We start from the raw sequence: 21,671 nt of genomic DNA, 5'->3' as shown, positions 1-21,671 counted from the left end.
CGCAGTGCCGTTCTGCGGCATGCTGGCACCATGCCCCGGTTCACGCTGGAACCCGCCGATCCCGATTTCTTCACGACGGCGCCGCACATCTTCGCCTATCACAAGCGCTTCGCCGCACCGCCCGAAAAGGTGTGGGAGTCGCTGGTATCCGATGAGTCCCTGGCCGCGTGGGGTCCGTCGGTCACCAAGGTGAACTGGTTGACGCCGCGGCCCTTCGGTGTCGGCAGCTCCCGTGAAGTGACGCTGGCACCCGGGGTGGTCCGGGTGCATGAGACGTTCTTCCGCTGGGAGGAGGGCCGCCGCTACTCGTTCACCGTTGATCACGCCAACATTCCGTCGTTGCGCCGGTTCGCCGAGGACTACCTGGTCGAACCCACGGGCGACGGACAGACGCAGTTCACCTGGATCGTCGCGATCGAGCCGAAGCCGCTGTTCGCGCTGCCGTTCAAAGGCTTGGCGCCGGTGGTCAAGGCGGCGTTCGGGCGACTGGCCTCCGACGGCCAGCGCTATTTCGCCAAGCAGGTGTGAGCGAAGCCCCAACCAAGCAGTTGATAGCCTCGGCCGATGGCCGCGCTGAGCTGGATCGCCCAACTGTTGCAGTTCGACCGTCACGGCGATGACTTCTGCATTCGCGAACCACGCAGAGGGGCGACCGAGCGGCTGTTCGGCGGCCTGATCGCGGCGCAGTCGCTGGCAGTGGCCGGGGCCACCGTGGACGACGGCAAGCTGCCGCAGTCGCTGCACGCCTACTTCGTCCGCGGCGGCAGCTACAACGCCGACGTCGAATTCCACGTCGACCGCACCCGCGACGGGCGCGCGTTCGCCACCCGGCACGTCACCGCCAGCCAGGACGGCAAGGTCATCCTGGAGATGATGGCCTCGTTCCATCAGCCCGAGCCGGGTCTGGACTGGTCCCCCGAGACTCCGCCGGCCCTGGAGTTCGACGCGGCCAGCCCCAAGCACGATGTCATGGATTTCGGTGACAAGTTCGACCTGCGCACCATGCCCACCGACCACTCCGAGTTCGCGATCTCGCCGTTCTGGATCCGCACACAGCACGAGATCGAGGACGATCCGCTGATCCGGGCCTGCACCCTGACGTTTCTGTCCGACCTCGGACCGGTCCCCTCGGCGCTTCCGCCGTCGGTCCCGCTGCGGTCCGATCTCGGCTTCGCCGCCAGCCTCGACCACTCGATCTGGTTCCATCGCCCGTTCGTGCCCCGCGGCTGGCACCGTTACGAGTTGGAGTCGGCGAACCACAACGATTCCCGTGGGCTGGCTCGCGGCTCGCTCTACGACGCTGCGGGCACGCTGATCGCCAGCGTCAGCCAGGAAGCACTCTGGCGGATCCCCGTCTGAGCCGCGCTACAGCCGCGCCTTGACCGCCGCGGAAAGCCGCGCACCGTCGGCCTTGCCCGCCGCAATTGCCGTGGCGGCCTTCATCACCTGGCCCATCTGACGCATGCCGGGGCGCTCCCCGATCTGCTCGGCGACCTGTGCGATGGCGGTGTCGGCGACGTCGGCGAGTTCGGCGTCGGTCAGCGGGGTGGGCAGGTACTCGTCGATGACGCGGGCCTCGGCGTGCTCGTTGGCCGCCAATTCGCCGCGGCCGTTCTGGGTATAGATCTCGGCCGCCTCGCCGCGCTTCTTCGATTCGCGGGCCAGCACCGCGATCACCTCGGCATCGGACAGCTCGCGAGCCTGCTTGCCCGAGACCTCCTCGCTTCCGATCGCGGCCAACACCATCCGCAGGGTTGCGGTGCGCAACTTGTCCTGCGACTTCATCGCGCTGGTCAAATCCGCGCGCAGCTTGTCCTTGAGCTCGGCCATAGCGTCAACCTACGCTGCGACTAGCCCTCGCCCGCCACGAATTTCGCATCGACCGATATCGCGACCTCGATATCGGCGGGTGAAAAGTCCAGTTCCGGCGCACCACCACCGCGGGTGGTGGCCATCGCCCGCAGGGCCCGCGGTGCCGACGAGTCCTCGGGCGGCCGGCTCACCATGCCGGCATCGCCGATCACCACCGGCCGGACCGGCCCGAGGCCCAGTGCGTCGGAATAACGCTGGGCCCGGGTGACGGCGTCCCGCACGGCGGCGGTGTGCACCTCGACGACGAGTTCGTCGCGATGTTCTGCGGTCAGCGCCCATTCGATCCGCGACAACGCGAACCCGCCGGTCTCGGTGACGTGGCCGCCGACCCACCGTGACAGCGCGGTGAAATCGCTGAATTTGACCTTGATGTCGACGCTGGCATGGTGCACCAGCGGCAGCTGCTTGCCCTCGTTGTTCCAGGGCCGGTCGGCCCAGGTACGCACCTGGCCGGTGGACCACCAGGTGACCGGGCCGCCATCGGGGTTGTGTAGCGGTGTGATCGAGGATTTCACCGCGTCCAGGTCGCGGACCACCCGCTGGTACACCGGCTCGATGGCCGGGCCTTCGTAGCCGAGAGTGGCGTGGACCGTCGCACGCTCGGGCGGCTGAAAGGCGGAGAACGACCCGCGCACGATGATCTCGGTCGGCATGCCCACACCGTAGTTGCTGACGGGAACTACGGTGAAGGGATGACGAGCGGTCGGCCTTATCTCGGGAGCGTCATCCCGCTTCGTCCGTTGAGCCTGACCGACATCTTCAACGGCGCGGTCGCCTACGTCCGCACCAACCCGAAAGCGACGCTGGGGCTTGCCACCGTGGTCGTGCTCGCCTCGCAGATCATCACGCTCGCACTGCAAGTCGGGCCGTTGTCCGCGCTCGGCGAATTCGACTCCACGCTGCAGGGCGAGGCGCCGTCCGCCGGGGCGATCGCGGCGTTCGCCGGTGGTGCGTTCACCGGCATCGTGGTCACCACGCTGGCCTCACTTCTGCTCAGCGGCATGCTCACGGTGGTGATCGGCCGCTCGGTGTTCGGTGGAAGCATCACCGTCGGTGAGGCCTGGCAGCGGCTGCGCGGCCGGTTACCCGCGCTGATCGGGCTGACCGCGTTACAGGCCATGGCGTTGGCCGTCGTCGCCGGCGGCGTCGCCATCGTCATCGTCGGTGCGAGCGCCCTCGGCGGCGGCCTGGCCGCGTTCGCGGTCGGCGCGCTGTTGGTGCCGGTGGCGCTGCTCGGCGTGCTCTACGTGTCGACGGTTCTGTTGTTCGCCCCCGCGGTGATCGTGTTGGAGCACCTCGGCATCGTCGCGGCGGTCAGGCGCTCATTCACGTTGGTGAACAAGGATTTCTGGCGTGTGTTCGGCATCTGGGTGCTGGCCACGATCGTGGCCGCGGTGATCGGCTGGGGAGTGGGTGCGCCGTTCAACGTGGCCGGGGAGATCATGACGATGGTCGCCGACGGCCCCACGATGCCGGCGCTGATCCTGAGCACCGTCGGTGCCGCGATCGGGCAGATCGTCACCGCACCGTTCAGCGCGGGTGTGGTGGTGCTGCTGTATGCCGATCGCCGGTTCCGGGCCGAGGCGTTCGATCTGATGCTGGCGACGGGTGCGGGTGCACCGGTCGAGACCGCCGACCAACTATGGCTGCCCCGGACCACCTGAGGTGACGAGCATCGACATCGACCGGGACGCGGCGCACGACGCTGCGCAGAACGAACTGACCAAGCCGATCTACCCTCGGGCGTCGCCGATCGATCAGATCGGCGAGTGGCTCAAAGATCTGCTGTACCGGATCACCGCCGCGGGTTCCACGATTCCCGGTGGCTGGTTCACCATCTCGGTGCTGGTGATCCTCATCGTGGTGGCCGTTGTGGTGGCGGTGCGGATCGCGCGTCGCACGATGCGGACCTCCCGTACCGCGGACCAGGCCCTGTTCGGCAGCCAGGAGCTCAGCGCCGCACAGCACCGGTCGATCGCTGAACAATATGCCGCACAAGGCGATTGGTCGGCGGCGATCCGGCATCGGGTCCGCGCGCTGGCCCGCCGCCTTGAGGAAACCGGGGTGCTCGACGCCGTCCCCGGGCGTACCGCGACCGAACTCGCCCGCGACGCCGCGGCAGCACTGCCCAGCCTGTCGGCCGAACTATTCAGCGCGGCAACCACATTCAACGACGTCACCTACGGTGAGCAGCCGGGCACCGAATCGACCTATCGGGCGATCGCAGCGCTCGACGAAGTGGTCCCCGCATGAGAGAGCGTCTTCGCACGGCCCGCTGGGTGCTGCTGACATTCGTCGTCATCGTCGTGCTGGCGGTCGCGACGGTGTACCTGACCGCCCCACGCCCGGGTGGGGTGATGGATCCCGAGTCGACTTCGCCGGACGGGACGCACGCGTTGGTCAGCCTGCTGCGCGACCACGGTGTCGAGGTGGTCATCGCCGACACCGCCGACGAGGCACAGCGGGCCGCGCGCCCCGGCACCCTGCTTGTGGTGGCGCAGACGATGTTCCTGGCCAGCCAAGAAACCGTGGCCCGGCTGACCGATGCCCCCGGCGACCTGCTGCTCGTGGCGCCCTCAGGGCTCACCAGGGAGAAGCTGGCCCCGCAGGTCCGGCTCGACACGCCCACGGAGTTCGGCGGCGGCGAGCCGGATTGCGAGCTGCCCGAGGCGAATCGGGCCGGCCGGACACAGCTGGGCACCACCGATACCTATGCCGCCGCCGGGAGTACCCCGGTCACCCTCTGTTACGACGGCGCATTGGCCCGCTACCACGACGGGCCGCGCACCGTGACCGTGGTCGGCACCGGCGACTTCATGACGAACTCACGTCTGCTCAAAGAGGGCAACGCCGCCTTGGCGATGAATCTGGCCGGCGCCGCGCCACGGGTGATCTGGTATGCACCACAGCATTTCGAGGCCAGTTCGACCGGTGACGGCAAGTTGTCGGATCTGATGCCGCCGCAGGTCCGGTGGATCGTCCTGCAGCTGTGTCTGGTGGTGGCGCTGCTGGCGGTGGCTCAGGCCCGGCGCCTCGGCCCATTGGTGGCCGAATCCCTGCCGGTCGTGGTCCGCGCCTCGGAGACCGTCGAGGGCCGTGGGCGGTTGTACCGCTCCCGCCGGGCGCGCGACCGGGCCGCCGACGCGTTGCGCACCGCGGCGCTGGGCCGGCTGTTGCCGAGACTCGGCTTGAACACCGCAGCGCCACCGCAGGCCGTCGCGGCCGCTGTCGCCGTGCGCTGCGGCACCGCCGCGAACTCGGCCGGCTACATCCTGTTCGGCCCGCCCCCGGCCACCGACGCCGAACTCGTCCACCTCGCACACCAACTCGACGACATCGAAAGGCAGGTCGCACACTCGTGACTCAGCCCACCTCCGACCAGGCCCGTGAAGCGCTGCTGGCCCTGCGCAACGAGATCGCGAAGGTGGTGGTCGGTCAGGACGCCGTGATCAGCGGACTGGTGGTGGCGCTGCTGTGCCGCGGGCACGTGCTGCTGGAGGGGGTACCCGGTGTGGCCAAGACGCTGCTGGTGCGCACGCTGGCCGCGGCCCTGCAACTGGAGTTCAAGCGGGTGCAGTTCACACCGGACCTGATGCCCGGCGACGTCACGGGCTCGCTGGTGTACGACGCGCGCACCGCCGAGTTCGAGTTCCGCTCCGGCCCGGTGTTCACCAATCTGCTGTTGGCCGACGAGATCAACCGGACACCGCCGAAAACCCAAGCGGCACTTCTGGAGGCCATGGAGGAGCGTCAGGTCAGCGTCGACGGCCTGCCGCGTCCGCTGCCCGACCCGTTCATCGTCGCTGCGACCCAGAACCCGATCGAGTACGAGGGCACCTACCAGCTGCCCGAGGCTCAGCTGGACCGCTTTCTGTTGAAGCTCACGGTGCCGCTGCCGCCGCGGGATCAGGAGATCGCCATCCTAGGCCGGCACGCGCAGGGGTTCGACCCGCGTGACCTGTCGGCCGTACAGCCGGTGGCCGGGGCTGCTGAGCTGGCGGCCGCCCGGGATGCGGTGCGGCAGGTGCTGGCCGGCGACGAGGTGCTGGGGTACATCGTCGACATCGTCGGGGCCACCCGGCATTCCCCGTCGCTGCAGCTCGGCGTGTCACCGCGTGGCGCGACCGCACTGCTGGGCACGTCACGGTCCTGGGCGTGGCTCTCCGGCCGCAACTACGTCACCCCCGACGACGTCAAGGCGATGGCGCGGTCCACGCTGCGCCACCGGGTGGCGCTGCGCCCGGAGGCCGAGCTGGAGGGTGCCACCGCCGACGGAGTGCTGGACGGCATCCTGGCCGCCGTTCCGGTACCGCGCTGATGATTCTCACCGGCCGCGCCGGTCTGGTGGCCCTGGTCTGTGTGCTGCCGATCGCGTTGGCCCCCTGGCCGGCAACGGCTTTCGCGGTGCTGGGGACGCTGCTGACCGTGGCCGTGGCCGCCGATGTGGCGCTGGCCGGCCGGATCGGCGGGCTGCGCCTGGCCCGCGGCGGTGAGTCCACCGCACGCCTGGGCCAGACGGTCGACGCGGTGCTCAACGTGCACAACACCGGACGCCGCCCGGTGCGCGGCGCGATTCGCGACGCCTGGCCGCCCAGCGCGTCGGCGCAGCCACGCTCGCACCAGGTGAACATCGCTGCCGGACAGCAGGTTTCCCTGGCCACCCGGTTGCATCCGGTGCGACGCGGTGACCAACGCAGCGAGCTGGTCACGGTGCGTTCGATCGGCCCGTTGGGGTTGGCGGGTCGGCAACGTTCGCAGCGGCTGCCCGGGCAGGTACGCATCCTGCCGCCGTTCCTGTCCCGCAAGCACCTGCCGTCCCGGCTGGCCAGGCTGCGGCAGCTGGACGGCGCGATACCGGTGTTGATCCGCGGTCAGGGCACCGAATTCGACTCCCTGCGTGAATATGTGGTCGGCGACGATGTCCGCTCCATCGACTGGCGGGCCACTGCACGGCGCGCCGACGTGGTGGTGCGTACCTGGCGCCCGGAGCGCGACCGGCGGGTGGTGATCGTGCTCGACACCGGACGTACCTCGGCCGGCCGGGTCGGGGTGGACCCGACCTCGCTGGATCCGGGCGGGTGGCCGCGACTGGACTGGTCGATGGATGCGGCGCTGCTGCTGGCGGCCCTGGCCTCGCGGGCCGGCGATCACGTCGACTTCCTGGCCATCGACCGCATCACCCGCGCCGGGGTGTGGGGCGCCTCGCGCACCGAACTGCTGGCCTCACTCGTCGCGGCGATGGCACCGATACAGCCGGCGCTGGTGGAATCCGATGCCACCGCAATGGTTTCGGCGGTGTTGCGCCGGGTGCGGGGCCGGGCCCTGGTGGTGCTGCTGACCGATCTGAATGCCTCGGCCCTCGATGAGGGATTGATGACGGTTCTGCCGCAACTGTCGGCGCGCCATCAGGTGCTGCTGGCCGCGGTCGCCGATCCACGGGTGGACCAGTTGGCCGCCGGTCGTTCCGATGCCGCACAGGTTTATGACGCCGCCGCCGCCGAGCGGGCCCGTAATGACCGCCGGGCCATTGCCTCGCGGTTGCGCGGGCACGGTGTCGATGTGGTCGACGCTCGGCCGGAAGACCTGGCGCCGGCGCTGGCCGACCACTACCTGGCGATGAAGGCGGCAGGCAAGCTCTAAGCAGTGGGAACTACATCGGGTGCGTCCTCGAGGTCGCCGCTCTCCCCCACCCGCACGGCCTTGCGCCCGAAATGGAACACGTAGCCCAGGAAGGCCAGTTCGGCGGCGACGCCGATGCCGATCCGCATCCACGTGGGCAGCGGCGACGGCGTCACCAGCGCCTCGATCAGACCGGACACCAGCAGCACGACGGCCAGTCCGGCGGCGGCCGCGACCACCGCCCGGCCCTGTTCGGCCAGCACCTGGCCGCGGGGCCGGTCGCCGGGGGCGATCACGGTCCAGCCCAGCCGCATCCCGACCGCCGCGGCCAGGAACACCGCGGTCAGCTCGAGCAGTCCGTGCGGGGTGATCAGGCCGAGGAAGAGGTCCCCCTTACCCGCGCTGAACATCAGCCCGGCGTTCACGCCGAGGTTCGCCGCGTTCTGGAACAACACGTACGGGATGGGCAGCCCGAGCACGATCGCGAAGGCGATGCACTGGGCGGCCACCCAGGAGTTGTTCACCCAGACCTGCAACGCAAATGAGGCGGCCGGGTGCTCGCTGTAATACGACTCGAAGTCGTGGTTGACCAATTCGTCGATCTCGCTGGGGGTTCCGATGGCGGCGTGCACCTCGGGGTTGCCCGATATCCACAGCGCCATTGCCACGGCGACGATGAAGAATGCCACCGCCGATCCGAGCCACCAGCGCCAGGACCGGTAGGCCACCACCGGGAAGGACACCGTCCAGAACCGGACGAATTCACGCCACAGCGGGGCATGCGCACCGGTCACCGCGGCGCGAGCCCGGGCCACGAGCCCCGACAACCGACCGACCAGTACCGAATCCTGCGAGGCCGATCGCACCATCGACAGATGCGTGGAGACCCGTTGATAGAGGTCGACGAGCTCGTCGACCTCGGCACCGGTCAACCGTCGGCGTCGTCTTACCAACTGCTCCAACCGGTCCCAGGTGGGGCGATGGGCCACGACGAACGCATCGACATCCACCTGGCAAAGCGTAGTCGGTAGCGTGTGTCGGTATGGTTTGGCAGCCCGCACCGGTGGTGACCGGGGACGCCGTCGTCCTCGACGTGGCGATCGCCCAGTTGCCGGTGCGCACCCTGGCCGCACTGATCGACATCGTGGTGATCGCGGTCGGGTACGTGGTGGGGGTGGTGTTGTGGTCGATCACCCTGACCCAGTTCGACGAGGCCTTGTCGGCCGCGATCCTGATCATCTTCACGGTGCTGACCCTGGTGGGTTATCCGGTGGTGATGGAGACGGCGACCCGGGGCCGGTCGCTGGGCAAGATGGCGCTGGGGCTGCGGGTGGTATCCGAGGACGGCGGCCCGGAACGCTTCCGCCAGGCCCTGTTTCGTGGGCTGGCCGGCTTCGTCGAGATCTGGATGCTCACCGGTGGGCCCGCGGTGATCTGCAGCCTGGTGTCGGCCAAGGGCAAACGGCTCGGTGACATCTTCGCCGGCACGGTGGTGATCAGTGAGCGCGGACCCAAGCTGAATCCGCCGCCGGTCATGCCGCCGGCGCTGGCGTGGTGGGCCGGCTCGCTGGAACTGTCGGGCCTGGGTCCCGAGCAGGCCGAGTTGGCCAGGCAGTTCCTGTCCCGGTCGGGGCAGCTCGATCCGCGGATACGTCATGAGATGGCGCATCGGATCTTCGGCGAGGTCGTCTCGCGCATCTCACCCCCGCCTCCACCGGGTGCACCGGCCGAGTATGTGCTGGCCGCGGTGCTGGCCGAGCGGCACCGTCGAGCGCTGGCCCGGCTGATGCCGCAAGCGCCTGCGGCGGTGTACCCGGCGCCCTATCCGAGCTATCCGCCACCACCTCCGACCAGCGGTTTCACTCCGCCCAGCTGACGTGTGGGACATCACTGTCCCATTTTGGCCCAGCCGTGCTACATTTTGATCCATGACCAGTTCGGCAACGACGCACAGCGGGCCGCGTGAGCGCACCCGCAAGGCGATTCTCGATGCCGCGATGACGGTCCTGGCCGACAATCCGACGGCCTCGCTCAGCGATATCGCGACCGCCGCCGACGTCGGCCGCAGCACCGTGCACCGGTACTACCCGGAGCGCTCCGATCTGCTGCGCGCCCTGGCCCGGCACGTCCATGAGCTCAGTACCGCCGCGATCGACCGCGCGGATCCGATGCACGGGCCGGTCGATGCGGCGCTGCGTCGCGTGGTGGAATGCCAGCTCGACCTGGGGCCGATCGTCCTGTTCGTCTACAGCGAGCCGACGATCCTGGCCGATCGCGAGCTGGCGGCCTACCTGGACACCGGCGATGAGGCGATCGTCGAGGTTCTCAACCGCGCCTCGGTCGACAGGCCCGAATACCCCCCAGGGTGGGCCCGGCGAGTGTTCTGGGCACTGCTCGACGCCGGCTATGAAGCCGCCAAGCAGGACCGCACACCGCGCCACCAGATCGTCGACGCCATCATGACCAGCCTGACCGCGGGCACCATCCAACTCCCGCGCGGCTGACCCAAACTTGCTTGGAGAAACCCAATGTCCACCTGCCTCGACGGCAGCCCGGCTGTGACGCCGACCCCGAAACGCGCCTGGGTGGCGCTCGCGGTCCTGATGCTGCCGGTACTGCTGATCGCCATCGACAACACCGTCCTGGCCTTCGCCCTTCCGGCGATCGCCGAGGATTTCCGTCCCGCGGCGTCCACTCAGCTGTGGATCGTCGACGTCTACTCCCTTGTGCTGGCCGCACTGCTGGTCGCCATGGGCGGGCTCGGTGACCGGTTCGGCCGGCGCCGCCTGTTGCTGATCGGCGCCACGGGCTTCGCGATCGTCTCGGCCGCCGCGGCTTTCGCGCCGAGCGCGGCCTATCTGGTCGCCGCCCGCGCGGCGCTCGGCGTGTTCGGCGCGATGCTGATGCCGTCGACGCTGTCGCTGATCCGCAACATCTTCACCGAGGCGTCGTCGCGTCGGCTCGCGATCGCCATCTGGGCCTCGTGCTTCACGGCCGGCTCGACGCTGGGCCCGATCGTCGGCGGTGCGCTGCTGCAGCATTTCCATTGGGGTTCGGTGTTCCTCGTGGCCGTGCCGATCCTGCTGCCGCTGCTGGTGCTGGGCCCCCGGCTGGTGCCGGAATCGCGTGACCCGAACCCGGGCCCGCTGGATCTGGTGAGCGTGACGCTGTCGTTCACCGCGATGCTGCCGTTCGTGTGGGCGATCAAGACCGCTGCCCACGACGGTCTCTCGGCCGGCGTCGTCGCCGCGTTCGCGATCGGCATCGCCTCCGGCGTGCTGTTCGTGCGCCGGCAGAACCGCAGTGCCACACCGATGCTCGACATGGGGCTGTTCTCCTACGCGCCGTTCAGCGCGTCGATCCTGGCGAACTTCCTGTCGATCGTCGGCCTGATCGGGTTCATCTTCTTCATCTCGCAGCATCTGCAGCTGGTGCTCGGCCTGTCGCCGCTGGCGGCCGGTCTGGTGACGCTGCCGGGTGCGGTGGTGTCGATGATCGCCGGTCTGGGGGTGGTCAAGGCCGCCAAACGGTTTGCGCCGGACAAGCTGATGATCTTCGGTCTGGTGTTCGTCGCCGCCGGGTTCGGCTTGATCCTGGCCTTCCGTCACGATCTGTCGGTGGCCGCGGTGATCGCGTCGTTCCTGGTGCTGGAGCTGGGTGTCGGTGTCTCGCAGACGGTGTCCAACGACACCATCGTGGCGTCGGTGCCGGCAGCGAAAGCCGGTGCGGCGTCCGCTGTCTCGGAGACGGCGTACGAGCTGGGCGCGGTGGTGGGCACCGCGACACTGGGCACGATCTTCACGGCGTTCTACCGCAACAACATCCAGGTACCGGCCGGGCTGACCCCGGCGCAGGCCGCCGACGCCGGTGAGAGCATCGGCGGTGCCACCTCGGTGGCCGCGGATCTTCCCGCGGAAATCGGGGAGCGCCTGCTGGATTCGGCCCGCACGGCGTTCGATTCCGGCATCGCGCCGACGGCGGTCATCGCGGCGGTCCTGGCACTGACGGCGGCCGGGATCGTGGCGGCGGCGTTCCGCAGGCAGGCTCAGCGGTAACGCAGGCCGGTCAGCAGCAGCACTGCGCCGATGAACCCCGAGGCGGTGCGCACATGGTTCCAGGCCGTCCAGGTGCTGAAGTAGGCCTGCCATTCGGCGGCCGCATCGGCCAGGTCGATCTGGTCGAGATGGTTGTTGAGCGGCACGTTGAACGCCATCGTGATCACCATGCCGAGGACCCCGAAGATCGCGCCGGCCAGCAGGAACCAACTGCCCGGCCGGCCGATCTGGGCCACCGCGATCACGCCGACGATCGCCGATAGCAGCGCCGAACCGAGCAGGAACAGCAGGAACGGCGCGTTGGTATTGGCTTCGGCGTTCATACCGCGCATGGCGGTGATCGCAGCGGCCGGGCCGGTGCGGTCGAGGACGCGCATCACGAAAGTGGAGAACGCGTAGAAGATTCCACCGGCAGCGGCACTGCCGAGGGCGGCGGCTGCGGTGAGGACGACGACGGGGCTGTTGGTCATGGCTTCAGTCAACGGCGTCACCGAAAGACGTTCCATAGTCGAGAGTCCCGATTACATATTCGGTTGTCTCACCAACTTCGCACTGCCATGGTGGGGCGGTGACGTTCGACGAATTGGTGGCCGAGGCCGACGCTGCATCGGTGGACGGCTGGGACTTCTCCTGGCTGGAAGGCCGGGCCACCGAGGCCCGGCCCTCGTGGGGCTATCAGCGCCTGATGAGCCGGCGGTTGGCGAACGTGTCTTCAGCGCTGGACGTCCAGACCGGTGGCGGCGAGGTGCTCGCCGGAGCGACGGAGTTCCCACCGACCATGGCGGCCACCGAATCCTGGCCACCCAATCTCGACCGCGCCACCCGGCTGCTGGGACCCCGCGGCGTCGTCGTGGTCGCCGATCCCGACGAGCCGCCGCTGCCGTTCGCCGACGCGGCATTCGATCTGGTGCTCAGTCGGCATCCGGCCACCGTTTGGTGGGACGAGATCGTCCGCGTATTGACCCCGGGCGGTACGTATCTGGCCCAACACGTGGGTCCGGCAAGTGTTTTCGAACTAACCGAGCATTTTCTCGGGCCACAGCCGGAGGCTCGCAGGGCCCGCGACCCCGAAACCGAGGCCGCCGCGGCGCGGGCCGCCGGCCTCGACATCGTCGACCTGCGTGCCGAGCGGCTACGGGTGGAGTTCTTCGACATCGGCGCGGTGGTGTACTTCCTGCGCAAGGTCATCTGGATCGTGCCCGGCTTCACCGTTGGCGCCTACCGGGACCAACTCTCCGCGTTGCACCGGCAGATCCAGGCCGACGGTTCGTTCGTCGCGCACTCGTCACGGCACCTGATCGAGGCGCGCAAGCCGGGTTGAGCCGCTACCCTACGGTCGTGGACGCCCTGGTCGGACTGCTCGATGGGGTACGCGCGCGGGGTGCGTTCGTTCTGCGGTTGCGCATGGATCCGCCCTGGTCGCTGGCCATCCGCGACGAAGCACCTTTGGCGCTGATCTGTCAGACCCGCGGTGACGCGGTGATCGTCGCTGATCGCAGTGGCACGTTCCGGTTGGGCGCGGGCGACGTCGCCCTGACCCGCGGCACCGAAAACTATGTCTTCGCAGACGATCCGGCCACGCCGCCGAGCGTCGTCATCAATCCCGGCCAACGCTGCACCACCCTGTCCGGTGAAGATCTGCAATTCGAGATGTCGCTGGGCCTTCGCAGCTGGGGCAACAGCGCGACCGGATCATCGGAGTCGATCGTCTGCGCCTACGAGGGCCGCAGCGAGGTCAGCGCCCGTCTGCTCGATGCCCTGCCGGCGGTGCTGGTGCTGCGGGCGGATGAGTGGGACACCCCGCTGATCGACCTGCTGTCCACCGAGGCGGGCCGCGACGGACCCGGCCAGGAGGCCTACCTCGACCGCCTGCTCGACCTGCTGCTGATCGGCGTGCTGCGCATGTGGTTCGACCGGGACGGCAATGCACCGTCGTGGTGGCAGGCCGAACAGGACCCTGTCGTCGGACCTGCCCTCAAACTGATCTACAACAATCCGGCGCATCCCTGGACCGTTGCCAATCTTGCTGCAGCCGTGGGGTGTTCGCGGGCGGCGTTCGCCCGCCGGTTCACCGATCAGGTCGGCGAACCGCCGATCGCGTTCCTCACCGGCTGGCGTCTGGCGCTGGCGGCCGACCTGCTGCGCGGCAGTGAGGCCACGATCGCCGCCGTGGCCCGGCAGGTCGGCTACTCCACACCGTTCGCGTTGAGCAGCGCATTCAAGCGGTCCTACGGGGTCAGTCCGAATGAACATCGGGCGGTTTGATCGGCGCACCTGCCCGCCGCGCCGCCAACGCCCCGGCGATCGACGTGGTGGCGATGGTGAGCAGCGCACCGAGCATCAGGGCCGCGGGCTCACCCGGCGCCAACAGGTGCTGCTCGGTACCCAGGGTGGCGGCCGCGACCGGGACGCCGAGCTGGGCAGCGGAGAACACCGCGAGCGTCACCGGCTGGCCGAACAACCGGCCCGCGCCGTGCGCGAGCACCGCACCGAGGCCCAACGCCACACCGAGCAGGATGAATTCGGGATGGTCGGCGAGTTCGCGCACCTGCAGCGAGGCGCCCAGCCAGACGAAGAACAATGGGCCGAAGAACCCGTCGGTGATACCGAACAGCTGCCTGGCCAGCCGGCGGGGCTCACCGATCGCCGACACCACCAGGCCCAGCGCGAAACCGGCGAGCATGATCGAGACGTGGGTGGTCAGCGCGACCGCCGACAGCCCGAACAGGAAGATCAGGCTGAACCGGAGCTCGAGCGCGAACTTGTGTTTCGCCGAGTAGTGGTGCACGCGCCGGCGCAGGCCCCGCGCGTACCCGGCCCGCAACACGACGAACAGAACACCCGCGCAACCCGCGATGGCCAGCGCCCCCAGGGCCGCGCGTGGGGCCCGCTGGATGTCGATCACCAACGGCAGCAACACGATCGACGCGGTGTCGGCGATGGCGATCTGAGCGGTCACGGACAGCACGGGCGGCCCTTCCAGGCGCAACCCGTCGATCACCGGCAGGGCCAGGGCTGCCGAAGACGACGCCATCACCACGGCGTACAGCGCCGCGTGCCCCGAGCCGAACGCACGCGCGATCACAACGCCGAGCACCGCGGCCACCGCACCCACGAAGACCGCCCGCAGCAGCGCCTTGGGGATCGCGGTGCGCAGCGTGGTGTCGCGCACCGGGACGTGGGTGCCGACGACGAACATCACCAACGCGAAACCGATGTTGGCCAGCAGGGTGAATGTCGGGTCGGTGTGATCGACGATGCCGAATCCGGTGCTACCGACCACGATCCCCGCGACCAGCTCACCGATGATCACCGGGATGCGCAACCGCGGCACGGCAGCCAACGCCGGTCCGGTCAGGCCGATGACCGTGACCAGCGCCAATGTGTCGAACCCGAACGCGGCCACCGGCTCACATTAGGCGCTGATCCAGTTCCCGTGGAAGCCATATGGAACGCGTTGCGGCAGTTTGATGGTGGCGACGGGTTTTCCGCCGAAGTCCGACGCATCGAGGATCACGAGGTCGCTGCCGTCGCGCTCGGGGTTGTAGACGTAGCCGAGGTACCACCCGTTGCTCTCGTCGGCCGGACCCGCGCCGGGGATGAAGACGGCTTCGCCGGGTCCGCCGGACCCGAGGTCGTGGCGCACTCCGGCACCGGTGGTCAGGTCATGGCGGATCCAGGCGTTGTCCGCGACGGACACCGAGTACCGGGCGGGCAGGCCGGCCAGGCGATCGTCGATACGCGGGAACTCCACCCCGAGGTCGTCGAGCTGGCGTTCGCGGACGGTGCCGGCCGTCAGGTCGATCCGCCACTCCCACAGCACGCCTTCGACATCGAACCCGCCGTTGTTACGCCACAGCTCGGGATATCGAACTGCCTGCAGCACGATGGAATTGCCGTCTTCGTGGGCGTTCGCCACGTGGAACACGTAGCACGGGTCGATGTCGAACCAGCGGATCGGGGCGGCCGGATCATCACGGCGCATGACGCCGAAGCGGGCGCCGTAGTCGTCACTCCACCGGTAGGGCATGTCGCCTTCACCCTTGACGGCGATGTCGAGGTCGAACACCACCGGAAGATCCATGAAGATGACGTGACGCGATGTCATCGCGAAGTCGTGCATCATGGTGTGCGCCTTGACATCCACCGGCTGGTTGACGGTCAATTCACCGTCGGCGGCGGCCCGGTGATAGGTGACGTGGGGCTCGAAGATGCTGCCGTATCCGAAGAAATGCAGCTCGCCGGTCGTCGGGCAGATCTTGGGGTGCGCCGTCATCGAATCGACGAGCTTTCCCCCGAAGTCGTAGGCGCCCACCGTTTCCAGCTCGTTGGTGATCTCGTACGGCAGTGAGCTTTCCACCAGCGCCAGGGTCTTTCCCGCATGGTTGACGACGTGGGTGTTGGCGACGGCTGACCGCAGGTTGCGGGTGCCGTCCTTGTTGTACAGCGGGAAGTCCTTGATGAAGCTGTCGGTGCGCACCCAGCGGTTGCGGTACCACTTGGCCGCGCCGTTCTCGATGCGGATGCCGTGGATCATGCCGTCGCCGGTGAACCAGTGCTCGGTCGCCTGACGTGGGTTCGGGCCGTTGCGCAGGTACCAGCCGTCGAGTTCGGCGGGGATGGCGCCGTCGACGGGCAGGTCGTATTCGGTGAGTTCGTCGGCGACGGGCGCGTAGTTGCCGCGCCGGAAGAAGTCGGTTTCACCGATGGGCAGGGCTGAAGTCATGCGTTCCACGGTGACATTCCATAACTGACATGTCAATAGTGGACGGTAGACTCCGGGCATGAGTCTGCGCATGGCGGCACTTGGCCTGTTGGCACAGCACCCCGGCAGCGGGTACGACCTGCTCAAGCGGTTCGAGAAATCGATGGCGAACGTCTGGCCGGCCACCCAGAGCCAGCTGTACGGCGAGCTCAACAAGCTCGCCGACGCCGGCCTGATCGAGGTGTCGGCGATCGGCCCCCGCGGCCGCAAGGAGTACCGCATCACCGCCGCCGGCCGCACCGAACTCGAGCGCTGGATCACCAATCCCGCCGACGACCCACCCGAGCGCAGCGCCGGGCTGCTGCGGGTGTTCCTACTCGGCGAATTGCCCCGCGACCAGGCACTTGACCATCTCACCGCCCTGGCCGCCCACTCCGAATCCGAGGTATCGCGACTCAAGGAACTGGAGGCCTCCATCCCCTGGGCCGACACCGACGAGGACCGGTACGGGCACGGGGCCCTGGAGTACGGCCTGCGCTTCAACGCCATGCAGGCCGAGTGGGCACATTGGCTCAAAAAGACTATCGACAACCGATAGATCCCGATATATCGTTGACGCATCGGAAGCGCTGACAGCGCTCCTCCACGACAACGAAGGACTTATCCAATGACCAACCCATTCAACCCACAGAGCGGCTTCGGTTTCGTACCCTTCGGGCGCGAAGAAGCCCGCACGATGTTTCACCAGATCCGCCACGCCCGACGGGACCTGCGCGAGCAGATGCGCGCGCAGGCGGAGGCGGCCTGCGAAGAGAGCGTCGACCCCACCTGCCAGACCGGATTCAATTTCGACCCGCGCGGCGCCCGAGGCTTCGGCTTCGGTTTCGGGCCGGGATCTCTCGGCGGCCCCATGGGCGGACCTTTCGGCGGCCACCGGGGCCGCGGCGGGCGACGCGGCCGGCGCGGCGACGTGCGTGCCGCCATCCTGACCCTGCTGGCCGAACGGCCCATGCACGGCTACGAGATGACGCAGGAAATCGCCGCCCGCAGCAACAACCTGTGGAAGCCCAGCCCCGGCTCGGTGTACCCGACGCTGCAACTGCTCGTCGATGAGGGATTGATCGTCCCGGCCGAATCCGACGGCAGCAAGAAGACCTTCGAGCTGACCGAAGAGGGCCGGAAGGCCGCGGCCCAGATCGAAACCCCGCCGTGGGCGCAGATCGCCGATGATGTCGACCCCGGCGCAGCCAACCTGCACGCGGCCGCCAGCCAACTGATGGCCGCCGTCGGTCAGTCGAGCTTCACCGCGAGCGAGGACCAGCGCCAACGCATCCTCGACGCCGTCAACAACGCCCGCCGCGAGATCTACCAGATCCTCGGCGAGGAGTAGCGGCCCGTAGGCTGCCCTTTGTGAGCAGCCTCGTCACAATCATCGCGCCGGCCGTCGTCGCAGTCCTGACCGCGGCCGGCGCGGTCATCGGACTCCAATTCCGTGACGTCGACGCGTACCAGCGCCGGCGCGGTATCTGGCAGTGGCTTCTGGTCCTTCTCGCCGCCGCCGCGACGATGGGGGCCGTCGGCTCGGCATCCGGTGTCGGTTCCGGGGACCTGCGGGATGCCATCATCATGGCGGTGGTGGGTGTGGCCGCCGTTGTCGTCGCGCATGTGATGTGGCGTCGACGCGTCCCCGATGCCGAGCCACGCAACATTGCTATCGCGACCGCCGCCGCCGCGTGCGCCGTCCTGGTGATCGTGGGCGTGACCGCACTGACCTACACCGGGAACAAGGGCTGCCGGCAGGCCCAGCTACTGGTGGACTACACGAACGCAAGCTTGGGCGCGCTCACACCCCCGCCCCCCGGCAAGCCAGGTCCGGCGGTGGGCGACTACGAGAATTGGTCGAAACTCATCCGCGAGGCCGCCGATCAGGTGACCGACAGCGAGGTCGGGCCGCACGCCCACAAGATGGCCGAGCTGGCCGGACAGATCACCGATGCCGTCCGCAACAAGCAGAGCGCCGACCACGCGGTTCTCGGCGTGCAGTATTCCGACGAGTTCAAGGCGATCGTCGCCAAGTGCCAGCGACAGTAGATCAGTCGATCTCGACCCAGTCCAGGGTGCGTGACACAGCTTTGCGCCAACCGGCGTAACCGCCGGAACGCTGTTCGTCATCCCAATGCGGGCTCCAGCGCTGGCCTTCCTGCCAGTTGGCCCGCAGATCGTCGGCGCTCTCCCAGAACCCCACCGCGAGCCCGGCCGCATACGCCGCACCCAGCGCGGTGGTCTCGGCCACCACGGGCTTGACCACGTCGACTCCCAGCACGTCAGCCTGGATCTGCATGCACAGCGAATTGGCGGTGATACCGCCGTCGACCTTCAGAACCTCAAGGTGCACACCGGAATCGGCCTCCATGGCCTCCACCACGTCGCGGCTCTGGTAACAGATCGCCTCCAGGGTGGCCCGCGCCAGGTGGGCGTTGGTGTTGAAGCGGGACAGCCCGACGATGACGCCCCTGGCGTCGGAACGCCAGTACGGGGCAAACAACCCGGAGAACGCCGGCACGAAGTAGACGCCGCCGTTGTCGGCCACCTGCCTGGCCAGCGCCTCGCTCTGCGCCGCACCGCTGATGATGCCCAGCTGATCGCGCAGCCACTGCACCGCCGACCCGGTCACCGCAATCGAACCCTCAAGGGCATAAACGGGTTTCGAGTCGCCGAATTGGTAGCACACCGTGGTGAGCAGTCCGTTGTCCGAACGCACGATCTTCTCGCCCGTGTTGAGCAGCAGGAAATTGCCTGTGCCGTAGGTGTTCTTGGCCTCACCGGGTTCCAGGCACACCTGCCCCACCATGGCGGCCTGCTGATCGCCGAGGATTCCCGTCACCGGTACCTGCCCGGCCAGCGGCCCGTTGTCGCGGGTGATCCCGAACGAGGCCGGGTATGACGAGGGCTTGATCTCGGGCAGCATCTGCCGCGGAATCGAGAAGAACGACAACAGTTCGTCGTCCCAGTCCAAAGTTTCCAGGTTCATCAACATGGTGCGGCTGGCGTTGGTGACGTCGGTGACGTGTACGCCGCCGCGGTAGCCGCCGGTGAGATTCCAGGCCACCCAGCTATCGGGGGTGCCGAAGATCGCGTCGCCGTTCTCCGCGTCGCGCCGGACCCCCTCGACGTTGTCCAGGATCCACTGGATCTTGCCGCCCGAGAAGTAGGTCGCCGGCGGTAGGCCCGCCTTGCGCCGGATCACGTCACCGCGGCCGTCACGGTCGAGCGCGGCGGCGATGCGGTCGGTGCGGGTGTCCTGCCAGACGATGGCGTTGTGATACGGCCGCCCGGTGTGGCGGTTCCAGACCAGCGTGGTCTCCCGCTGGTTCGTGATGCCCAGCGCGGCAAGATCGCCGGCCACCAGGTTGGTCTTGTTCAGGGCGGTCATGATCACCGCGGAGGTGCGTTCCCAGATCTCGACCGGGTTGTGTTCCACCCACCCGGCCTTGGGCAGGATCTGTTGGTGCTCGAGTTGATGGCGCCCCACCTCGGCACCGGCGTGATCGAAGATCATGCATCGGGTGCTGGTGGTGCCCTGGTCGATTGCAGCTACGAAGTCGGCCACTGTGCCCCTTTCCCGGGTCGCTGTCGCTCCTGCCCGCCGAAACGTCCATCATGGCTTACATGGCTCCCGACCCCTCAGATATCGACCGGATGCCACGGGGCGGGTTCCGCGCGTCGTGCCTGGATCGGCTGCTCGAGACCGACCGGCAGGCGAGCGGCGCGTTGGACTGGACCAGTCGGCTTTTCAACAATGACCAGCGGTTCGCCGCGATCGCGCTCGATCTGGTCGCCGACGTGCCCGATCCGCGGATCCTGGAGTTGGGCGCCGGGCCCGGAGGGGTGTCGCGTCAACTGCTGGCCGATCACCCGTCGGCGCGGGTCACCGTCACCGACGTCGACCCGGAGTCGGTGGCCCGCATCGCCGCGAGTGATGTGGGCAGCCATCCCCGCGCCGAGGTCCGTCAGATGGACGCCACGGCGATCGACGCCGCCGACGGCAGTTACGACCTGGCCCTGTTCGCATTGTCGTTCCACCGCCTGCGCCCGGCGCAGGCGGCGCGGGTGTTCGCCGAGGGCACCCGGGTTGCCGACACCCTGCTGATCATCGATCTGCCGCGACCGCCCGCCCCGCTGCATCTGTTGGGCGTGGCGACGATGCTGCCCGCGGCCGTGCTGCTGCCGTTCGTGCACGACGGTGTCATCAGCTCGTTGCACAGCTACAGCCCCTCGGCATTGCGCAGCCTCGCTCGTCACGCCGACCCCTCGATCGAGCTCACCCTGCGCGGCGGACTCAACCTGCCCCAGATCGTCATCGCAAGGCGCACACGGTGAATCGCATCAGGCGCGCCTTTTGACCTGCGGCGCCACCGAGAAGAGGTCGGCCACAGTGGAAGCCAGCTCCAGAAACGCCTGCCGCGTGGGCCCGCTCAGGAAGCCCAGGTCCACTTCGGCCCCCTCGGCCAGGTGATCGTCGAACGGAATCACGTGCAGGGCTCGCACCCTGGGCAGGAAGTGGTTGGACAGCTGCCCCATGTCGAGCCCGAGTGCGCCCGGCCGTGACGCGCTGACCACCACGACCGCCTTCGGGACCAGGTGCGAATAACCATTGCGCTCAAGCCAATCCAGGGTCGCCAGCGCACTGCGCGCCGAATCGATGGCAGGCGAGGCCACGATCACGATCGCATCCGCGGCATCGAGTACGCCCGCCATCGCCGAGTGCACCAGGCCGGTGCCGCAGTCCGTCAGGATGATGTTGTAGAAGCGCTGCAAAACACTCAGAACACCGCGATAGTCGTACTCCGAGAAGGCTTCCGAGGTGGCCGGGTCCCGCTCGGATGCCAAGATCTCCAGGCGGCTCGTGCTTTGAGAGGTGTGGCGACGGATGTCGGAGTACCGCGATATGCCGTCATCGAGGAGCACGTCACGCACCGTGGAATCGCATTCGTTGGGTCCGCGCTGGGCCAGGGTGCCGAAGTCGGGGTTGGCGTCCACCGCGATCACCCGGTCACCGCGGGTCGCCGCCAGTGTGGCCCCCAACCCGACCGTGGTGGTCGTCTTGCCCACCCCGCCCTTCTGAGACAACAGAGCGATGTTGAACGGACCGCCGACCACCGGCTGGTTGACCCGATCGAGGAGTGACTTGCGGTCGGCTTCCTGCTCGGAGACTCCCGGGTTGATGCCGGTAGCCCGGTAGACGGCCTTGCGCCAGCCCGATTTCGGGGTGGGCGCGGCACGGACCAGCCCGAGATCGCCGTTGCTCGGCACCAGCGACGGGCGATGACTCGTCGCAGTCTCCGGCTTGATGGACGTGAACGGAGTCTGCTCCGGCGGCCCGAGCACAAGCCGCTGGTCATCGCTGTCGGTCATGGCTG

At 68.3% G+C, this 21,671-nt stretch carries 23 protein-coding genes and 1 pseudogene; 16 read left to right on the top strand and 8 right to left on the bottom strand.

Annotated elements, in window-relative coordinates:
* Window positions 1-30: 30 nt before the first annotated feature.
* Window positions 31-528 (top strand): SRPBCC family protein, encoded by a 498-nt coding sequence (locus ACZYZ7_RS16865; RefSeq protein WP_463741369.1) that lies wholly within the window; start codon window positions 31-33, stop codon window positions 526-528.
* Between the two features lie 36 nt (window positions 529-564).
* Complete coding sequence (locus ACZYZ7_RS16860) at window positions 565-1,359, top strand: acyl-CoA thioesterase (RefSeq protein ID WP_135459130.1); 795 nt, start codon at window positions 565-567, stop codon at window positions 1,357-1,359.
* A 6-nt stretch (window positions 1,360-1,365) separates the two neighbouring features.
* Here ACZYZ7_RS16860 and ACZYZ7_RS16855 read toward each other — a convergent pair whose 3' ends face one another.
* Complete coding sequence (locus ACZYZ7_RS16855; protein WP_463741368.1) at window positions 1,366-1,830, bottom strand: GatB/YqeY domain-containing protein; 465 nt, start codon at window positions 1,828-1,830, stop codon at window positions 1,366-1,368.
* A gap of 20 nt (window positions 1,831-1,850) precedes the next feature.
* A complete protein-coding gene (locus tag ACZYZ7_RS16850) occupies window positions 1,851-2,525 on the bottom strand; it encodes an SIMPL domain-containing protein (RefSeq protein WP_463741367.1) in 675 nt (224 codons plus the stop codon).
* A gap of 39 nt (window positions 2,526-2,564) precedes the next feature.
* On the opposite strand from ACZYZ7_RS16850, the gene ACZYZ7_RS16845 reads away from it, so the two are divergent.
* The 5 genes from ACZYZ7_RS16845 to ACZYZ7_RS16825 are packed head-to-tail and all read left to right on the top strand — an operon-like array spanning window position 2,565 to window position 7,512.
* A complete protein-coding gene (locus ACZYZ7_RS16845; protein ID WP_463741366.1) occupies window positions 2,565-3,536 on the top strand; it encodes a DUF7847 domain-containing protein in 972 nt (323 codons plus the stop codon).
* 1 nt (window position 3,537) lies between these two features.
* Complete coding sequence (locus tag ACZYZ7_RS16840) at window positions 3,538-4,125, top strand: DUF4129 domain-containing protein (RefSeq protein ID WP_463741365.1); 588 nt, start codon at window positions 3,538-3,540, stop codon at window positions 4,123-4,125.
* On the top strand, window positions 4,122-5,234 hold the full coding sequence (locus ACZYZ7_RS16835; RefSeq protein WP_463741364.1) for a DUF4350 domain-containing protein: 1,113 nt from the start codon (window positions 4,122-4,124) through the stop codon (window positions 5,232-5,234). The genes ACZYZ7_RS16840 and ACZYZ7_RS16835 overlap by 4 nt, the downstream gene beginning before the upstream one ends.
* Complete coding sequence (locus ACZYZ7_RS16830; protein WP_210115595.1) at window positions 5,231-6,190, top strand: AAA family ATPase; 960 nt, start codon at window positions 5,231-5,233, stop codon at window positions 6,188-6,190. The genes ACZYZ7_RS16835 and ACZYZ7_RS16830 overlap by 4 nt, the downstream gene beginning before the upstream one ends.
* A complete protein-coding gene (locus tag ACZYZ7_RS16825) occupies window positions 6,190-7,512 on the top strand; it encodes a DUF58 domain-containing protein (protein ID WP_463741363.1) in 1,323 nt (440 codons plus the stop codon). The genes ACZYZ7_RS16830 and ACZYZ7_RS16825 overlap by 1 nt, the downstream gene beginning before the upstream one ends.
* On the opposite strand, the gene ACZYZ7_RS16820 is transcribed toward ACZYZ7_RS16825, so the two are convergent.
* Window positions 7,509-8,501, bottom strand: coding sequence for a stage II sporulation protein M (locus ACZYZ7_RS16820; RefSeq protein ID WP_463741362.1), 993 nt, complete (start codon window positions 8,499-8,501; stop codon window positions 7,509-7,511). The two genes, ACZYZ7_RS16825 and ACZYZ7_RS16820, sit on opposite strands and share 4 nt — an antisense overlap.
* A 32-nt stretch (window positions 8,502-8,533) precedes the next feature.
* Between ACZYZ7_RS16820 and ACZYZ7_RS16815 the strand changes: the two genes are divergently transcribed.
* Genes ACZYZ7_RS16815 through lfrA form a run of 3 tightly spaced genes read left to right on the top strand, consistent with a single transcriptional unit; the run spans window position 8,534 to window position 11,546 of the window.
* Window positions 8,534-9,367 carry an RDD family protein gene (locus ACZYZ7_RS16815; protein ID WP_450072343.1) on the top strand — a complete coding sequence of 278 codons (834 nt, stop codon included), beginning with the start codon at window positions 8,534-8,536 and terminating at the stop codon, window positions 9,365-9,367.
* Between the two features lie 52 nt (window positions 9,368-9,419).
* A complete protein-coding gene (locus tag ACZYZ7_RS16810) occupies window positions 9,420-9,995 on the top strand; it encodes a TetR/AcrR family transcriptional regulator (protein ID WP_135459148.1) in 576 nt (191 codons plus the stop codon).
* Between the two features lie 24 nt (window positions 9,996-10,019).
* Window positions 10,020-11,546, top strand: a complete 1,527-nt coding sequence (lfrA, locus tag ACZYZ7_RS16805; protein WP_463741361.1) for an efflux MFS transporter LfrA — start codon at window positions 10,020-10,022, stop codon at window positions 11,544-11,546.
* Here the strand turns inward: lfrA and ACZYZ7_RS16800 are convergent.
* Entirely contained in the window at window positions 11,537-12,016 is a 480-nt protein-coding gene (locus ACZYZ7_RS16800; protein WP_463741360.1) for an anthrone oxygenase family protein, read from the bottom strand. The two genes, lfrA and ACZYZ7_RS16800, sit on opposite strands and share 10 nt — an antisense overlap.
* A gap of 98 nt (window positions 12,017-12,114) precedes the next feature.
* Here ACZYZ7_RS16800 and ACZYZ7_RS16795 point away from each other — a divergent pair, with 98 nt between their 5' ends.
* Together ACZYZ7_RS16795 and ACZYZ7_RS16790 are read left to right on the top strand one after the other, a co-directional pair.
* Complete coding sequence (locus tag ACZYZ7_RS16795; protein ID WP_450072340.1) at window positions 12,115-12,867, top strand: class I SAM-dependent methyltransferase; 753 nt, start codon at window positions 12,115-12,117, stop codon at window positions 12,865-12,867.
* Window positions 12,868-12,884: 17 nt separating this feature from the next.
* Complete coding sequence (locus tag ACZYZ7_RS16790) at window positions 12,885-13,811, top strand: AraC family transcriptional regulator (RefSeq protein WP_463741359.1); 927 nt, start codon at window positions 12,885-12,887, stop codon at window positions 13,809-13,811.
* On the opposite strand, the gene ACZYZ7_RS16785 is transcribed toward ACZYZ7_RS16790, so the two are convergent.
* On the bottom strand, window positions 13,783-14,952 hold the full coding sequence (locus tag ACZYZ7_RS16785; RefSeq protein WP_450072338.1) for a cation:proton antiporter: 1,170 nt from the start codon (window positions 14,950-14,952) through the stop codon (window positions 13,783-13,785). The genes ACZYZ7_RS16790 and ACZYZ7_RS16785 overlap by 29 nt on opposite strands.
* 9 nt (window positions 14,953-14,961) lie before the next feature.
* A complete protein-coding gene (locus ACZYZ7_RS16780; RefSeq protein ID WP_463741358.1) occupies window positions 14,962-16,272 on the bottom strand; it encodes a carotenoid oxygenase family protein in 1,311 nt (436 codons plus the stop codon).
* A 58-nt stretch (window positions 16,273-16,330) separates the two neighbouring features.
* Here ACZYZ7_RS16780 and ACZYZ7_RS16775 point away from each other — a divergent pair, with 58 nt between their 5' ends.
* The 3 genes from ACZYZ7_RS16775 to ACZYZ7_RS16765 all read left to right on the top strand — a co-directional run bounded on the left by ACZYZ7_RS16775 (window position 16,331) and on the right by ACZYZ7_RS16765 (window position 18,342).
* On the top strand, window positions 16,331-16,849 hold the full coding sequence (locus tag ACZYZ7_RS16775) for a PadR family transcriptional regulator (protein WP_135459161.1): 519 nt from the start codon (window positions 16,331-16,333) through the stop codon (window positions 16,847-16,849).
* Between the two features lie 69 nt (window positions 16,850-16,918).
* Window positions 16,919-17,641 (top strand): PadR family transcriptional regulator, encoded by a 723-nt coding sequence (locus tag ACZYZ7_RS16770; RefSeq protein ID WP_463741357.1) that lies wholly within the window; start codon window positions 16,919-16,921, stop codon window positions 17,639-17,641.
* Window positions 17,642-17,661: 20 nt separating this feature from the next.
* A complete protein-coding gene (locus tag ACZYZ7_RS16765; protein ID WP_450072335.1) occupies window positions 17,662-18,342 on the top strand; it encodes a hypothetical protein in 681 nt (226 codons plus the stop codon).
* A 1-nt stretch (window position 18,343) separates the two neighbouring features.
* Here the strand turns inward: ACZYZ7_RS16765 and glpK are convergent, their stop codons facing one another.
* Entirely contained in the window at window positions 18,344-19,810 is a 1,467-nt protein-coding gene (glpK, locus tag ACZYZ7_RS16760; RefSeq protein ID WP_286175351.1) for a glycerol kinase GlpK, read from the bottom strand.
* Window positions 19,811-19,911: 101 nt separating this feature from the next.
* Between glpK and ACZYZ7_RS16755 the strand changes: the two genes are divergently transcribed.
* The gene (locus ACZYZ7_RS16755) at window positions 19,912-20,631 is read left to right on the top strand and encodes a class I SAM-dependent methyltransferase (protein ID WP_135459169.1); all 720 of its coding nucleotides are present in this window, start codon (window positions 19,912-19,914) and stop codon (window positions 20,629-20,631) included.
* A 6-nt stretch (window positions 20,632-20,637) separates the two neighbouring features.
* On the opposite strand, the pseudogene ACZYZ7_RS16750 reads toward ACZYZ7_RS16755, so the two are convergent.
* A pseudogene (locus ACZYZ7_RS16750) lies at window positions 20,638-21,627 on the bottom strand (MinD/ParA family ATP-binding protein); the annotation flags it as partial.
* Window positions 21,628-21,671: the final 44 nt, after the last annotated feature.

The sequence above is a fragment of the Mycobacterium sp. IDUB_17 genome, from assembly GCF_055419465.1.
The sequence above is the reverse complement of the archived record's forward strand: the minus strand, read 5'-3'. Positions and strand labels throughout refer to the sequence as shown.

Bases quoted from the DNA above. Each gene is read 5' to 3' on its own strand.
- ACZYZ7_RS16865 (WP_463741369.1), top strand. From the start codon at position 31: ATGCCCCGGTTCACGCTGGAACCCGCCGATCCCGATTTCTTCACGACG.
- ACZYZ7_RS16860 (WP_135459130.1), top strand. From the start codon at position 565: ATGGCCGCGCTGAGCTGGATCGCCCAACTGTTGCAGTTCGACCGTCAC.
- ACZYZ7_RS16855 (WP_463741368.1), bottom strand. From the start codon at position 1,830: ATGGCCGAGCTCAAGGACAAGCTGCGCGCGGATTTGACCAGCGCGATG.
- ACZYZ7_RS16850 (WP_463741367.1), bottom strand. From the start codon at position 2,525: ATGCCGACCGAGATCATCGTGCGCGGGTCGTTCTCCGCCTTTCAGCCG.
- ACZYZ7_RS16845 (WP_463741366.1), top strand. From the start codon at position 2,565: ATGACGAGCGGTCGGCCTTATCTCGGGAGCGTCATCCCGCTTCGTCCG.
- ACZYZ7_RS16835 (WP_463741364.1), top strand. From the start codon at position 4,122: ATGAGAGAGCGTCTTCGCACGGCCCGCTGGGTGCTGCTGACATTCGTC.
- ACZYZ7_RS16825 (WP_463741363.1), top strand. From the start codon at position 6,190: ATGATTCTCACCGGCCGCGCCGGTCTGGTGGCCCTGGTCTGTGTGCTG.
- ACZYZ7_RS16815 (WP_450072343.1), top strand. From the start codon at position 8,534: ATGGTTTGGCAGCCCGCACCGGTGGTGACCGGGGACGCCGTCGTCCTC.
- ACZYZ7_RS16810 (WP_135459148.1), top strand. From the start codon at position 9,420: ATGACCAGTTCGGCAACGACGCACAGCGGGCCGCGTGAGCGCACCCGC.
- lfrA (WP_463741361.1), top strand. From the start codon at position 10,020: ATGTCCACCTGCCTCGACGGCAGCCCGGCTGTGACGCCGACCCCGAAA.
- ACZYZ7_RS16800 (WP_463741360.1), bottom strand. From the start codon at position 12,016: ATGACCAACAGCCCCGTCGTCGTCCTCACCGCAGCCGCCGCCCTCGGC.
- ACZYZ7_RS16780 (WP_463741358.1), bottom strand. From the start codon at position 16,272: ATGACTTCAGCCCTGCCCATCGGTGAAACCGACTTCTTCCGGCGCGGC.
- ACZYZ7_RS16775 (WP_135459161.1), top strand. From the start codon at position 16,331: ATGAGTCTGCGCATGGCGGCACTTGGCCTGTTGGCACAGCACCCCGGC.
- ACZYZ7_RS16770 (WP_463741357.1), top strand. From the start codon at position 16,919: ATGACCAACCCATTCAACCCACAGAGCGGCTTCGGTTTCGTACCCTTC.
- glpK (WP_286175351.1), bottom strand. From the start codon at position 19,810: ATGATCTTCGATCACGCCGGTGCCGAGGTGGGGCGCCATCAACTCGAG.
- ACZYZ7_RS16755 (WP_135459169.1), top strand. From the start codon at position 19,912: ATGGCTTACATGGCTCCCGACCCCTCAGATATCGACCGGATGCCACGG.